Origin of the sequence: Streptomyces sp. NPDC088350 (assembly GCF_044753545.1) — a bacterium.
In the GTDB taxonomy this organism is placed as follows: domain Bacteria; phylum Actinomycetota; class Actinomycetes; order Streptomycetales; family Streptomycetaceae; genus Streptomyces.
Window position 1 is genome coordinate 1 of the sequence record NZ_JBIVNL010000003.1, and the last position, 14,528, is coordinate 14,528.

The window sequence follows — 14,528 nt, forward strand, 5'->3', positions numbered from 1 at the left end:
CCCGCCCGCGCCCGCCCCACCCCCCGGCCCCCCGGGCCCGGGCCCCCCCCCCCCACCCCCCCCCCCCCCCCCCCCCCCCCCCCCCCCCCCCCCCCCCCCCCCCCCCCGGAGACCCGCCGCCGCACAAGGGGCAGGGCCCGGGGGGCGATTCAGCTCCGGCCGCAGGCCCATGGCCGACGACCACTGAAAATCGGCCATTCCCGCGCGCTGCCTGGTCTCTCATCAGTGCTTCCGTTTCACAGCATCCGCACCGCGCCTCCTGCGCCCCTGTGGCCTCGCCCCTCTCGCGTCCCCCCTTCCGCTTGAGAGCGCTTCCGGGCCGGTCATTTGAGTCATACATCGCCCGCACCCCTCACCCCTGTTCATAACGCAACTACTGTGATCAGGCGTTTGAGGAGATCGCCTCACTTCATGACCACTCTTTCCAGCCCCCCACGAAAGCGATCACTTGACATGAGCAAGCTAAGAACGGCTGTGCGCGTCTCCGCCTCGGCCACCGCGCTGATCGCCGCCGTCCTCGCCGCGCCCCAAGCCGTCGCCGCGGACGGCACGTCCGTACCGATCTCGGCGAGCGCCGACGCCGAAACGGTCGCCCTCGCCCGAGCGGACCCGTCGGCCACCGTGGCCGCCGCCAACGTCTGCGGAACCGGCTACACGCTGGCCAAGGGGATTCCCCTGCCCGTGGGTGTCGACCCCAGCGAGCGCCTGGCAACGCTGTTCTCCTACGAGAACGGCGGCAAGGGCTGCGCCATCCTCGACAACAACGTCGGCTCCTCGCAGTACATGTATCTCCGGGTCTGCAAAGTCGACGGCACCGCCTGCGACACGGATTCGGGCAAATTCAGCGAGTACGCGGGCCCGGTGTACGTCTCCAGCTTCGCCTGCGCCCCCGTGACCGCGAAGATGGGGGCGACCTCGTCCAGCCTCTACATCAACTACAAGTCCAGCTACGTCTTCCCCTGCGACTGACGGGCCTTCCGGAGAGTTCCCGAAGGCGACGGAAGACATCCACCCGGTCGGTGGCTCCTGTTGAGAGGCGGTCTTGCGCCCGTTCCCCGGTGCGTCGAGGCCGCTCACCCGCGACCTTCGGGCGTCCAGGAATTCTGCTCAACCACCGCGGCGTAGAGGTCCGTTGGACGTGCCCATCAGGATGCCCTTCCGCACGGCCGACGCGCCATCGGGCAAGGACCGTCCGCGGACCCGCGCTCGCGCCCAACGCCGTACGACACCGCGATCATCTCGGGTGACGAGCCGCCTCCCCTCCCCCGGACCGCGATCACGCCGAAGCCGGCTTCGAGAGCCCGAGCGCCGTCCCTTCCAGCGACAACGATGTCCGTTCGTACCGCCCGTGCAGAGAAGAGATGAGGAATACAGGTGGCATCCGGTTCCAGAAGAACCGCGGTGACGGTCCTCGCCGTCACCGCGGCCCTTGCGGGGCTCATATGCGCCCAACCCGCAACCGCCCAGCCCTCTCCCGAGCCCGCCTCGACACCGTCCAGCAGCACCCCGGGGGAAGGCGTCAAAAACCCTGACCAGACCCTCGGCCACGGGTGGAAGACCGCCGACGACCGGGCTGTGACCGCCGTCGCCGACAGCGACGGCGTGCACCTCCTCGTCGCCGACAGCAAGAACGCCTATGTCTGGAGGACGGCCGCCGTCCTGAGTGAGCCTCAGCTTCCGGCCGACACCTGGATCGGCAACAGCTGTGTCATGGACGACCATCACGCGGCCGTCGCCTACGCTCCCCGCACCTTCACCAACAAGCCCGACCTGATGATGGGCGGCGCGTTCACCGCGATCGTGAACCTGGACGACGGAAGCGTCACCAAACTGCCGTTCACCGCGTCCCTCGCCTACTTCGACCCCACGTGCAGCCCGGCCACGCACACCGCCGTGTTCACCGCGCTGCGCGACACCAAGACGCACCTGATCACGGTGGACACCAAGGGCACGACGGTCGCCGACACCACCGCCCAGGGTGAGATCACCTCGGCCGTCCCCACCGAGGACGGTGTAATCGGTGCGGCCGGAAACCGGCTCGTCCACGTCGACCACAAGGGCAGGACAACCAAGCTCGCCGCCACGAAACACGCCCCGTACGGCATCCGGGTGTCCGACGTCGGAACGGTCGCTTACATCGACCGCACCGGCAACACCGACGCCGAGGTGCAGACCTACGCGCACGGCAGGAAAACCACCGTCGCGAGCGGCAGACTCACCGCGATGAACCTGCGCCAGGGCACCGACGGCACCGTCTACCTCACCGGAAAGGCCGGTCACGGCAAGGGCTTCGCGGCCAGCGGTATCAAGGCGCTGGCCGTCTCCCCCGACGCGGACCTCTCCACCCGTGGCCGCCTGGCCGTCGACCCTGTCGTCTCGCCGTCGGTGCAGTCGGGCATCGCCAACATAAAGAACGCCGGCCGCGGCTTCACCGGCACCGCGACGAAGGAACCCGCGGCGCAGACGACCACGGGCCACACCAGCCATGCCCTGACCATCACCGGCTCGGTGCCGGCCACGGGCAAGCGCACAAGCCAGAAGGCCGCTGCCCCCGGCACCACCGTGGGTGGAAGCCCGTCGCCGGCGCTGACGGGTTCCTCGAAGGCCCGAACGTCGACGGCGAGCATGCTGACCGCGGCCGACGCCGACTCCAGGGCCAACGACCCGGTCGACACCGACCGTTGGTGCTCCGTGCCCCGCAACGACGTCGCCACCCAGGCCCTCCAGCCGACCCCCAACCAGGTCGAGTGGGCCGTGGACATGGCAGTCCAGGGAAAGCTGCGCTCCACCTACCTCGCGCAGGGCGGCTGGCGCTCACAGACCGGGATCTCCACCATCGACCCACAGGGCCTGTTCCCGAAGCCCAAACTGACCGGTGGCGGAAACATTCCCGCACAGGTCCAACTGGGCATCCTCGCCCAGGAGTCCAACCTGTGGCAGGCCGAATCGGGCGCCATCGCGGGCCAGATGGGCAGCCCGCTCGCGGCCGTCGACGGTTTCTACGGCCACCAGACCGGCGGCACCCTCTCCGACTTCTGGCGCATCCGCTGGGACAAGTCCGACTGCGGCTACGGCGTCGGACAGGTCACCGACGGCATGCGCCTGGCCGGACACGAGAAGGACGGCGAAACCTCTCACGACGTCACCACACAGCGCGCGATCGCCATCGACTACGCCACCAACATCGCCGCCTCGCTCTACATCCTCGCCGACAAGTGGAACGAGGTGCACGAGTCCGGCCAGACGATCGCCGTGAACAACGACGACTCGGCCAAGCCCGAGAACTGGTTCACCGCTGTGTGGAACTACAACCTCGGCTTCAACAAGAAGGCGGACGCGGGCACCAACGGCAACTGGGGTCTCGGCTGGTTCAACAACCCCGCCAACCCCGTCTACCCCGCGTCCCGGCAGGCCTTCATGAACACCGACCTCGACTCGTCGGCCGCCCACGACGCCGCCCACCCCCAGGACTGGCCCTACGAGGAGAAGGTGATGGGCTGGGCCGCCTGGTCCCAGGACACCGGCCACTCCTACGCCACCTCCGGCCGCCAGGACTGGCCCGGCGAGTCCGGCTTCTCATCCGCCGGCTTCCGCCCCGCCTACTGGAACGGCACGGGCGGGAGCATCATCGACCCGGCCAGCGCGAAATACCGCCGGGCCCATGTCGCGCCGCCGCTCGACGCGTTCTGCAACACCAAGAACAACTGCGACGCCGCCAACCCGCCCAACTGCCCTACGGCGGGCTGCTACACCCAGTACTGGTGGCACGAAGCCAACACCACCTGGAAGTCCGACTGCTCCGCCAGCTGCGGCTTCGAGAACATCAAGTACGTGACCGCGATCAATGAGCCCGGCCGCGGCACCCGCCTGCAGTACGGCACTCCCGTCTGCTCCGGCGCACCCTCGGGCGCGAAGGTCGTCGATGACGTGCCGGCAGGCACCAGCACCTGGAGCGACTGCGGCACCACCACGACGGACGGCTCGTTCCAGTTCACCTTCTACCCCGACGCGAGCGCGACCGGACCGGGCCTGGGCCAGTACGACGCGAAGGCCGACCTGCACCAGATCGGCGGCGGGTACCGGGGCCACTTCTGGTACGCCAAGGAACGCTCCACCGACCAACTGGGCGGCCCCACCGGGCGCATGACCGTCCGCGGGACCTGGTCGTTGAACGGGCCGGTCTCCCAGAAACAGGCGGAGATCTTCGTCCACGTCCCCGACACCGGGGCACAGACCAGGCAGGGCATCTACGAGATCGGCACCGCTTACGGCACGGTGAGGAAGACGATCAACCAGTACGCCCATGAACACAACGAGTGGGTCTCTCTCGGTGCCTATCGTTTCAACGACAAGACACCGCAGGTCAGCCTCACCAACTCGAACAACATCGGGACGGCGGACAACGACGTCGCCTACGACGCCGTCGCGTTCGTGCCCGGCGACTACGATCTGCCCGACGGTCCGTCCGTCGACCTCAAGTTGCCGGACGCGGACTCCACGAACCCCAATCCCGACCAGGTGAACCAGGTGCCGAGGGAGCTGGTGACGCCTCCTCGCGCGACCAACACCGGCTCGGCCGCACGCGCGACCGCGAAGGCGGAGACCACGTCGCACTGCGGGCCCGAGCAGGACGGCCGGCAGGTCTGCTGGGGTCCGGCGCTGTCCGAGTATCCCGCCGGCACGGAGGGGGAACTCTCGCCGCGCTATCTCGGCGACTGGTGTGACGACTACGCGCTGGTCGCGCGGGCCACCCGGTTCACGGAATGCGAGAACCGAGTCGTTCCCGCGTATCTCCGAGTGGACGGGCAGACACGGGCGACGGCGACCTTCCGGTTCCAACGGGAGATAGCGCTGGACGGTGTCAACAGCTTCACCGAACACCTCACGATCAAGCCGCTGTCGATCCCGCTGGACTTCGCACGGATCCAGCTCGGCATCTACAAGCACCTGTGCGCCAGCCCGTGCCGCCCGGTCGAGGCCGATCCCAGTGCCTGGCACGGAGCACCCGACTGGGGGCCGGGCGACACCCACGAGGCGTCGATCACCACGGCCTACCTGTGGGACGACTCCGTCGCGGACAAGTCCTACACGTTCAAGCCCGACGTACAGATCAACGCCATCCTGGACCCCGCCGACGGCAGTATCAACATCCAGACCGTCGGCTACCAGTGGAGCCTGGACAATCCCTCCGACCTCGACCAGGTCCGCTGCGACACCGTCTTCAGCACCACCGGAGGCTGCGTCTTCGTCAACTACGCGCCGACCTACACGTTCAACGCGGGCAGATATCCGCAGGCCGCCGCGCACGCCTGGCTGCTCCAGCACAAGGCGCCGAACCACCCGGGGCTCAGGTCCGCGAACAAACCGCTCTACTACCTGCCCGGCGGCAAGTCGGACGAGGACGACGAGAACCGGGACGTGATCTGCGACGAGAAGGGCTGGGCTGCCACCAACGGCGACTCCAGCGCGTTGAACAGTGCGACGGACCGACTGAACTGCGACGAGTTCGCCTTCAACGCCACGTACAACAGCGGCGGGCTTGCCGCGTCCTCGGGCGGACTCAACCCGGTGTACTCCGGCAGCGAGTGCTTGCAGACCTACGCGACGAAGGCGGGCGACGGTGCGATCCACCTGTACAACATCGGAGGCTACGCCCCGTTGTGGACGGAGGTGTGCGGACGTTCGTCGATCTCCGGACAGCAGAACAGCGGGTCGATGAGCCAGTTCGGCGGATTCATAAAGAACATGAGGCTCATGGGCAAGGACGCGTACTGGCTCGACACCGGCCTTTCCGGTCAGTGCACGGAAGGGGTCAGGTCGCTCAAGTGCACCATGGCCACGAACTGACGGTGAGCTGACACGGGCTGCGGATCCCCTCCGTACTCACGGAGGGGATCCGGTCACCCGGGAAAGTGATGACGTCCCTCGTTCCAGGTCAGCCACCCGTCAATGACGCCGGGACGCTGCCCTGATCCTGCTGGTCCGCTCTCCAGCTCGGCCGCGATGCCCTCCAGCCAGCCGACGAACGTGTCACCGGACTCGTCCGGTTCCGTGAACGCCCCCGCGTGAACGTTCCAGCCGAGGCGGCCGGTTGTGGTGTCGACGAAATTCCACAGATGCGGTTCATCCGTTTCCGTGGCGCATGCGGGGATCCACGGACGGGTGCCCATGTCGTTGGCGTCGAGCAGCACCGCCAGTACGCTCTCGTGGCACCAGACGGCGTCGGCGACCGGGAACACGTCGTAGTCCTTCAGGATTCTGAGGCGGCCCGGGCCGTCCCAGTCGGTTCCGTTGTGCAGGCCCCACAGCGCGCGCAGCTCCGGCGGCAGAGGCCCCATGGCCTCCTCCGCGGCCTCGATGACGGAACGTTCGGCGGGGCCCGGGAGTGCGGCATGGGACCGCGGCGCATGACTGAGCAGCCATGTCTCGATGCGTTCCCACGCGGCCAGCGTCCGGTCGAAGCGGATCTGCTCGTCGGTCACGGCGATCAACTCTACCGCTCAGGGGGCGACGGTAGGCCCGTCCGGGTGGTTGTGGCGCTGTTCGACCATCTCGCGGGTCAGGGACTCGGTCTCCGGCTCCGGCAACCGCTCGAATCCGTCCTCGGTGATCACCGACACGATGGGGAAGATACGGCGGTTGATGTCCGGGCCGCCGGTGGCGGAGTCGTCGTCGGCCGCGTCGTACAGGGCCTGTAGTGCGGCGAGGGCCGCGTCGCGCCGGGACATGCCCTTGTGGAACAGCTTCTTCAGGGCGCCTCTGGCGTACGGGGAGCCGGAGCCCTCGGCGTGGAAGTCCGACTTCTCGTAGGTGCCGCCGACGACGTCGAAGGTGAAGATACGGCCCTTGGCGCCTTCGGGGGCGGCGGGGTCGTAGCCGACGAGCAGCGGTACGACGGCGAGGCCCTGCATGGCCTGGCCGAGGTTCTGGCGGATCAGGCCGGCGAGGCGGGTGGCCTTCGCGTTGAGGGTCATCGGGATGCCCTCGATCTTCTCGAAGTGCGTCAGTTCGACCTGGTACAGCTTCACCATGTCCACGGCGAGCCCGACCGTGCCGGCGAAGGCGACCGCGGTGTAGTCGTCCGCGGGGTGCACCTTCTCCAGGTCGCGTTGCGCGATGACGTTGCCCATCGTGGCCCTGCGGTCGCCGGCGATCAGCACGCCGTCGCGGTAGGAGAGGGCCAACACCGTTGTGCCGTGCGGGAATTGGTCGGCGGCGGCCCGGACGCCCTCCGGGAAGGGGCGGCGGGTGGGCAGCAGTGCGGGCCGGTGCGCCGTCAGGAACTCGGTGAAGGACGAGGTGCCGGGAGTGAAGAAGTCGTCCCCCAACCGGCCGTCGGTCTCGTTCCACACCATGCGACTCCCCCTCGTCCGCGGGTCGATATCGGACTACTACCTGAACCGGCGGGACGGGAAACGCCAGTTGGGTCAGAGGGCCTTGCGTCGGACGAGTACCCCGAGCACCAACAGGCCCGGAATCAGTGGCAGCCACATGGTGAGCAGCCGGTAGCCGATGACGACGGAGGCGGCGGCCACGGCCGTGGTTCCGGAGGCGGTGAGGGCGAAGACCAGGGCGGCGTCGAGGGAACCGATGCCGCCCGGGGTGGGCAGCAGGGCTGCGGCGCTGCTGGCGGCGAGGTACAGGAGCGCCACCCGGGCCGGGGACAGCGGGAGTTCGACGGCCTGGGTGACACAGATCAGCACGAGGGAGTGCAGCGCGGCGAAGGCGAGCGAGCCTCCCCAGAGGGCCGCCGCCCGGTGCGGGCGGGCGTGCACGGCCCGGATGTCGGTCAGCACCGCCGCGAGAGCGCGCCGGCACCGGGGCCACAGCGGGCAGTTGAGCAGCACGGCCACCAGCGCGGCGACCGCGAGGACGACGCCCACCACGCCCAGGGAGATGTGCGGTACGCGCAGCACTCCCGGGCAGACCGCCGCGAGGACGCCGATGAGCACGATCCGTGCGACCACGCCTGCGGTCGCCTTGACGGCGAGAGCGCTGGCCGAGCGGCCGACCGGCAGCCCGCAGCGCATCAGGAAACGCAGGTTCACGGCACCGGCGCCGAGCCCGGCGGGCAGTACGTGGTTGGCGGCGCACGCGGCGAGCTGCGCGGCCACCAGCCGTCTCCCGGGCAGCCGTTGAGGCACCGCACCCTGCTGCGCGAGCGCCGAGGACACCCATGTCCCGAGCGCGGCCGTCGCGGCGACCAGCAGCCAGCCCTGATCGGCTACGGCGAGCCGCCCGGCCCCGGTCGCGAGGACAGGCCAGTGCCGCCGAACCACACAGGCCACGGCCAGCAGCACGCCGACCGTCAACGCGGTCTGCCAGTAGGCATGTCGGCGGCGGACGGTGGTAGTGGTGGTGGTCGTCGCGGTGAGGTCGGGCGGTGCCGTCATGCGCCGCCGCCCTTGCGCGTGGTCGGGGTGACGCGGAGGCCGGGTGCGCCGTGGCGCCGGACCGGACAGACCGTGGTCGCCCGGCCGGTCCGCCCGTATGCGGTCGCCGTGGCGAAGACGAGCCGTGCCGTCATGCGCCACCCCCCTGCCCCGCTCCCGGCGCCACCCTCAACTCCAGCGCGCCAAAGCGGTGCACGGGCCAGTCCTGGGCGTACGCGGGTGGCCGGCTGCCGACCGGCGTGACGTTGGCGACGGGCATACGGCGTGCGGTGCGGTCGATGATGGTGCGGGACGAGTTGGCGTTGTGGCCCTCCGTCGCGGCCGAGGCGCAGCCGGTGTAGAAGGCGACCGGGATGGCGTCCTGCCCGGTGAGCAGGCAGGGCTTGCGGACGCCGAGGCGGTGGAGTTCGGCGGCGGTGCGGGACCAGTCGCCGTGCTGGGCGGTCGTACGGCTCACCGTGTGTTCCAGGACGGCGAGTTGGACCGCCAGATGCCCGGCGAGGCCGACCGCGAGCAGCGTCACCGCGACCGGCCGCCACACTCCGGTCGGTCTGGTGGCCAGGTGGATCAGCCCGTCGGCGACCGGGATCGCGACCAGCGCGTAGGCGGGCAGCAGGAAGCGCGGGGCCGCGTATCCGATCATGAACAGGTACGGGAACGCGGCCGTCGCGGCGCAGGCGAACGGGACGAGAGTGGCCGCCGTGCGCCGCGCCCGGACCGCGACGACCAGTCCCACCACGGCGAGCACGGGCAGGACCAGCCACCACGCGTCGACCACGGGGTTGGGCATGGCCCCGGTGCAGGGGCGACAGAGCGCGCGTCCGCCCAGGCTGCGCAGTTGGTCGACGACGGCGATGTGCCAGCCGAGGCCGCCCTCGATGCCCGAGGCGGCGTTCAGCCGCTGTGTCAGGCCGCCGTAGCTGACGAACGCCTCGATCACCCACTCCAGGGCGCCGGACGCGAGCCCGGCGAGGAGGACGACGAGGAGGCGCCAGCGGCGGACGGCCACGATGAGGACGAGCAGGGGCAGCGTCACCCACACCGCGTCGGTGGGGCGCATCCACGCCATCAGGGACGCGCTCGCCGCCAGGCCCCACAGCGCGGCCCGGTCGGAGTGGTCGCCCCAGGCGCGCAGGGAGCAGCCCACAAGGGCCAGGGCGCCCACGGCGACCCAGTAGTTGGGCATGGCCTGCGGGCCGTAGAAGAGCGTCACCCAGAGGGATGCGAACAGGGCGCCCGCCAGGGCGAGGACGCGGGCGGGGAACAGGCCGCGCCAGGCGCGGAGCGCGAGGAACAGGGCCAGGCCGGAGAGGACGGCGAGGTAGACGCGGAGGAGGGCGGTGGACGAGGACCAGGAGGTGATCGGTGCCACCAAGAGGGAGATGCCGCGGGACCGGGGTGCGCTGAAGAAGGCCGCGGGGGCGTGCGCGCTGATCTGGCTGACGTACACGGTCTCGTCCCAGCCGAGGCCCATCCCTGGGCGTACGAGGACCAGTTGGGCCAGGGTGAAGGCTGCCGCCACGGCCGCGAGGAGGTACTCCGAGCGGCGGGGCACGGTCGGCGGTCCGAGCCGTCGTGTCCCGGCGAGTGTGGCGAACGCGCTGCCGGACATGAACCACCCTCCCCCCTACAGTTTGTAGGGTTACCAGCACCCTACAGCCCGTAGGAGTGAAGGCGGGAGCTGGGGAAAACATGAACAAATTACCCCAGGGCGGGCATGGTGACCGCCCATAGTTCGGCCAAGCGGCTGATGGCCCTCCACGCTTCACAGCAGCCGGAGCGCGAGCCTGCTGTGGCGCATGGCCGGGGCGGCGGCCCCGGCGGCTTGGCCTTCACGGTCGCCGACTGCTCCGACTGCACCACGCACCAGCACCAGCACCAGCACCAGCACCGGGCACAGTCGTCCCGCGGTTCGGTGCGCACGAGGCGGGCGGAGCGGACCACGACGGAGAACCCGCTGGTGCGCACCTCGGTGGGCATCCCCTGGGCGCCAGTATGTCCCGGTCATGTTTCGCCGGGATCAACGCCTCTCATCGATGCCGCCCCATCCCCGGTAGTGTCCTTCGGACCGGACGTCCCAGAAGGGGCAGGCGGACTTCGCCGACCTGGGGAGGATGCGGCGTGAAGGTGTCTGGGGAGACGGGAGCCACCCCGACGGCGCCCGCGCGGACCGGCAGGCCACCGGCCACGTCGTCGGCGACCCTGGAGCGGTTGGGCTTCGACCTCTTCACCCGTCAGGGCTTCGACCGGACGACGGTCGACGACATCGCCGCGGCGGCAGGCATCGGGCGGCGGACCTTCTTCCGCTACTTCGCCTCCAAGAACGACCTGGTGTGGGGCGACTTCGAGGGACAGCTGGTCCGGCTGAGGAACCTGCTCGACGCGAGTGATCCGGACGTTCCGATGATGGACGCCGTGCGCGACGCCGTCGTGGAGTTCAACCGCTTCGACCCCGCCGACGTGCCGTGGCACCGGCAGCGCATGGAACTCATCCTGCGCGTCCCGACCCTCCAGGCCGACGCGACCTTGCGGTACGCCTCGTGGCGGTCCATCGTCACCGATTTCGCGGCGTCCCGGACCGGCCTCCCTCCCTCCGACCTGCTGCCCATGCTGGTGGGCCGCGGCGTCCTCGCCGCGGCCATCACGGCGTACGAGTACTGGCTGGCGGACGACGGTGCCGCGCTGACCGATCTGCTGGATCAGTCCGTCCGGCACATGGCGGACGGTTTCGGCCGGCTGGGATGACCGGCGCGGCGGCCGGCCGTCACGGCAGGTCCCTGCGGATGGCGTCCGCGACGACTTCGCCCACGAGGACCGCGGTCGCCGCGGGTCCGCGATGCGGGGCGTCGGGAAGGATCGACGTGTCCACCACGCGCAGCGCCCGGACGCCGTGCACCCTGCCGTACTGGTCGACGGCCGCCCGCTGGGGGTCGTCCGCCGGTCCCATCGGCACGGTCCCGCAGGTGTGCTGGGCGGTCGCGAGGTGACCGGCGAGCCAGTCGTCGAGCGCCGGGTCGGCCTCGATGACGGCGGGCGGCGGACCCAGCAGGCCGTCGGAGAGAGCGGCCAGCGGTGCCGCGGCCAGCAGAGCGGCGGTGGCACGCACGGCCTCGCGCAGTCGGCCGTAGTCGTCCGGCGTACTCAGCATCCCCTGGTCGATGCGGGGCAGCACGGCGGGGTCGGCCGAGACCAGCCGCAGGGTGCCGGTGGGTCGCGGCGCCTGCGCGGAGACCAGGAAGGCCAGGGGAGCGCCCGGCACGCCGACCTCACCCCGTGTCAGCCCGGCCATGGGCACCAGGGACTGGAGAATCTCGATGTCGCCCGGGCCCGCCGGGTCACCGCTCTCCCCCACCCCTGACGGCAGGTGCAGGCAGCCGCCCATCCAGGTCTGTTCCGGCGCGCCCAGGTCACGCGAGGGCGTCCAGTCCAGGACCAGCTGCGGATGATCGCTGAAGCGGGTCCCGACGGCGGGCGCGTCACGGAGCACCGGCATGCCGAGCCGTTCGAGGTCCGCGCGCGGTCCGACACCGGAGAGCAGCAGCAGATGGGCCGAGGCGAAGGCCCCGGCGCTGAGGACGACGGACCCGGCGTCGACCACCGTGCGGGCGCCGTCGCGCCGGACGACCACCCCGGTGGCGCGGCCGTTCTCGACCGCCACCCGGACGACCTGACAACCGCCCAGCGCGGTGAGGTTGGGCCGGGCCAGTACCTCGGGCGGAAGGTAGCTCAGCCCGGTGTTGCGCCGTATGCCGTCGACCGCGTTGGAGGGAACGGGCCCGAACCCGGGTGGCGCCTGGTCGTTCTTGTCGGGCTCTTCGGGAAAGCCCAGGGCGAGAGCGGCGTCCCGGAACGCCGCCGCTGCCGGGTGGTCGAGAGCTGTGCGTCGTACGGCCATGGGTCCGTCGCCGCCGTGCACACGTCCGGCTCCGAAGTCCAGATCGGTCTCCAGGCCACGCAGGAAGGGCAGCACTCGGGCGTAGGACCAGGCCGGATTGCCGGCGGCGGCCCAGCGTTCGAAGTCCGCGCGACGGGCACGGACGAAGTAGCCGCCGTTCACCGTGGTGGAGCCGCCGAGGACGCGGCCCCGGGGTACGGCCCAGGGACGACCCTCCATGAGCCGCACGGGGTACAGGCAGGTGCCGGGGTGGCCGTGCTGCGCGCCGGGGACCCGCCGCGCGTCGAGCAGCGCGGGGCCGAAGCCGTCGGGGCCGGACGGCATTGGCCCTGCTTCAAGCAGCAGAACGCGGCGGTCGGGGTCCTCGCTCAGACGCGCGGCGACCGCCGCACCCGCGGCGCCCGCCCCCACTATCACCACGTCGGGAATCTGCTCCATGAGCCGGCTTTCCCCGCCTCTGATCACGCATCCGGCAAGTTGGCCAAACCTTACATCTTCCTTTTGGCATCGAGTGCCACTAGTGTCCTCGGCTACCGGCGCCCCCTATCTGAGGGAGATCCACGTGAACGACTCCACGCAGACCAGGACCGAGGAACAGCCCGCGCAGGAGACCCCGCCGACCGACGCACTCGTCGAGGCGGACGAGTTGGTCGAGGAGATCTCGATCGACGGCATGTGCGGCGTCTACTGAGCCCGGGACCGTGACCCCCCTGGACCTGGACCGTGCCTGGGACCTGCACCCGCAGGTCTCGGTGCGCCCGGAACCCTTCGGCGCGCTGCTGTACCACTTCGGTACCCGCAAGCTCACCTTCCTCAAGGACCGGCGGCTGCTCGACGTCGTCCGGTCGCTCGCGACGGCCCCCACCGCCCACGCGGCCTGCACCGCCGCAGGCGTGGACGAGAGGGAGCTGCCCCGCTTCGCCGCGGCCCTGGCCGCGCTCGCCGGGTCGTCGATGGTCGTCGAAAGGAGCACCACCCCATGACCACCACCGCACCGGCGCCCGGCCCCGTCAAGGGCGCCACCCGCCTGGTCGACCTCTTCGAGTACGGCCTGGACGCGCCCATCTGCCTCACGTGGGAACTCACCTACGCCTGCAACCTGTCGTGCACCCACTGCCTGTCCAGCTCGGGCCGACGCGACCCGCGCGAACTGAGCACGGCGGAGGCCAAGGCCGTCATCGACGAGCTGGAGGCCATGCAGGTCTTCTACGTCAACATCGGCGGCGGCGAGCCCACGGTGCGCCCCGACTTCTGGGAACTCCTCGACTACGCGACCGCGCACCACGTCGGGGTGAAGTTCTCCACCAACGGCGTGCGGATCACCCCGGAGCTCGCCCGCCGGCTGGCCGCCAACGACTACGTCGACGTACAGATCTCCCTCGACGGTGCCACCGCCGACGTCAACGACGCGGTGCGCGGCCCGGGTTCGTACGACACCGCGGTGCGCGCGATGCGCAACCTCGCCGACGCCGGCATGAAGAACTTCAAGCTGTCGGTGGTGTGCACCCGGCACAACATCCCGCAGATGGACGAGTTCAAGGCGCTCGCGGACCGCTACGGCGCCCAGCTCCGCCTGACCCGGCTGCGTCCGTCGGGCCGGGGCGCCGACGTGTGGGACGAGCTGCACCCCACGTCCGCGCAGCAGCGTCAGCTGTACGACTGGCTGATCGCCCACGGGGACCAGGTCCTCACCGGCGACTCGTTCTTCCACCTGTCGGCCTACGGCGAGGCCCTGCCCGGCCTGAACCTGTGCGGGGCCGGCCGGGTGGTGTGCCTGATCGACCCCGTCGGGGACGTCTACGCCTGCCCGTTCGCGATCCACGACGACTTCCTGGCCGGCAACGTCCGCCAGGAGGGCGGGTTCGCGCACGTGTGGCGGCAGTCGGAGCTGTTCCGGAACCTGCGGGAGCCGCAGACCGGCGGGGCCTGCGCCTCCTGCTCCTTCTACAGCACGTGCAAGGGCGGCTGCATGGCCGCGAAGTTCTTCACCGGGCTGCCGCTGGACGGCCCCGACCCCGAATGCGTCCAGGGATACGGCGAGCAGCTGCTGGCCCAGCGGCCGACCGGACGCGACCACCTCCCCAAGCCCTCCGACGACCACTCCCACCGCACCTCGCCAGCGCGGCGGGGCGGAACCGGGCCGGTCGACCTCGTGCTCACCACCCGGCAGGACCTTCGGCGGCCCCCGGTCAGTGCCTGCGAGGAGAACCCCCTGGCGGGCCTGAACCTCACCCCCTGAC

General features: G+C 70.5%; 12 protein-coding genes. 6 read left to right on the forward strand and 6 right to left on the reverse strand.

The window, feature by feature from the left end; all coding sequences use genetic code 11:
• The first annotated feature begins 453 nt into the window (after nucleotides 1-453).
• Nucleotides 454-969, forward strand: coding sequence for a hypothetical protein (locus ACIQBL_RS09855; protein WP_401938977.1), 516 nt, complete (start codon nucleotides 454-456; stop codon nucleotides 967-969).
• Between the two features lie 405 nt (nucleotides 970-1,374).
• The gene (locus tag ACIQBL_RS09860; protein ID WP_401938978.1) at nucleotides 1,375-5,847 is read left to right on the forward strand and encodes a Tat pathway signal protein; all 4,473 of its coding nucleotides are present in this window, start codon (nucleotides 1,375-1,377) and stop codon (nucleotides 5,845-5,847) included.
• Nucleotides 5,848-5,900: 53 nt separating this feature from the next.
• Here ACIQBL_RS09860 and ACIQBL_RS09865 read toward each other — a convergent pair whose 3' ends face one another.
• The 5 genes from ACIQBL_RS09865 to ACIQBL_RS09885 all read right to left on the reverse strand — a co-directional run bounded on the left by ACIQBL_RS09865 (nucleotide 5,901) and on the right by ACIQBL_RS09885 (nucleotide 10,005).
• Nucleotides 5,901-6,482 carry a hypothetical protein gene (locus ACIQBL_RS09865; protein ID WP_401938980.1) on the reverse strand — a complete coding sequence of 194 codons (582 nt, stop codon included), beginning with the start codon at nucleotides 6,480-6,482 and terminating at the stop codon, nucleotides 5,901-5,903.
• Nucleotides 6,483-6,500: 18 nt separating this feature from the next.
• Nucleotides 6,501-7,355, reverse strand: a complete 855-nt coding sequence (gene prcB, locus ACIQBL_RS09870; protein ID WP_401938983.1) for a proteasome subunit beta — start codon at nucleotides 7,353-7,355, stop codon at nucleotides 6,501-6,503.
• A gap of 72 nt (nucleotides 7,356-7,427) precedes the next feature.
• The gene (locus ACIQBL_RS09875; RefSeq protein ID WP_401938986.1) at nucleotides 7,428-8,393 is read right to left on the reverse strand and encodes a YbhN family protein; all 966 of its coding nucleotides are present in this window, start codon (nucleotides 8,391-8,393) and stop codon (nucleotides 7,428-7,430) included.
• Nucleotides 8,390-8,527: a hypothetical protein gene (locus ACIQBL_RS09880; protein WP_401938988.1), complete on the reverse strand. Its 138-nt coding sequence runs from the start codon at nucleotides 8,525-8,527 to the stop codon at nucleotides 8,390-8,392. The genes ACIQBL_RS09875 and ACIQBL_RS09880 overlap by 4 nt, the downstream gene beginning before the upstream one ends.
• Complete coding sequence (locus ACIQBL_RS09885; protein WP_401938990.1) at nucleotides 8,524-10,005, reverse strand: hypothetical protein; 1,482 nt, start codon at nucleotides 10,003-10,005, stop codon at nucleotides 8,524-8,526. The genes ACIQBL_RS09880 and ACIQBL_RS09885 overlap by 4 nt, the downstream gene beginning before the upstream one ends.
• A gap of 509 nt (nucleotides 10,006-10,514) precedes the next feature.
• Here ACIQBL_RS09885 and mftR point away from each other — a divergent pair.
• Nucleotides 10,515-11,138, forward strand: coding sequence for a mycofactocin system transcriptional regulator (gene mftR / locus ACIQBL_RS09890; RefSeq protein ID WP_401938993.1), 624 nt, complete (start codon nucleotides 10,515-10,517; stop codon nucleotides 11,136-11,138).
• A 19-nt stretch (nucleotides 11,139-11,157) separates the two neighbouring features.
• Here the strand turns inward: mftR and mftG are convergent, their stop codons facing one another.
• Nucleotides 11,158-12,726 (reverse strand): mycofactocin system GMC family oxidoreductase MftG, encoded by a 1,569-nt coding sequence (gene mftG, locus ACIQBL_RS09895; RefSeq protein WP_401938994.1) that lies wholly within the window; start codon nucleotides 12,724-12,726, stop codon nucleotides 11,158-11,160.
• Between the two features lie 124 nt (nucleotides 12,727-12,850).
• On the opposite strand from mftG, the gene mftA reads away from it, so the two are divergent.
• The 3 genes from mftA to mftC are packed head-to-tail and all read left to right on the forward strand — an operon-like array spanning nucleotide 12,851 to nucleotide 14,527.
• Nucleotides 12,851-12,979: a mycofactocin precursor MftA gene (gene mftA, locus ACIQBL_RS09900; protein ID WP_401938997.1), complete on the forward strand. Its 129-nt coding sequence runs from the start codon at nucleotides 12,851-12,853 to the stop codon at nucleotides 12,977-12,979.
• A gap of 10 nt (nucleotides 12,980-12,989) precedes the next feature.
• Nucleotides 12,990-13,271, forward strand: coding sequence for a mycofactocin biosynthesis chaperone MftB (gene mftB / locus ACIQBL_RS09905; RefSeq protein ID WP_401938998.1), 282 nt, complete (start codon nucleotides 12,990-12,992; stop codon nucleotides 13,269-13,271).
• The gene (mftC, locus tag ACIQBL_RS09910; RefSeq protein ID WP_401938999.1) at nucleotides 13,268-14,527 is read left to right on the forward strand and encodes a mycofactocin radical SAM maturase; all 1,260 of its coding nucleotides are present in this window, start codon (nucleotides 13,268-13,270) and stop codon (nucleotides 14,525-14,527) included. Before mftB ends, mftC begins: the two co-directional genes overlap by 4 nt.
• The last annotated feature ends 1 nt before the right edge of the window (nucleotide 14,528 follow it).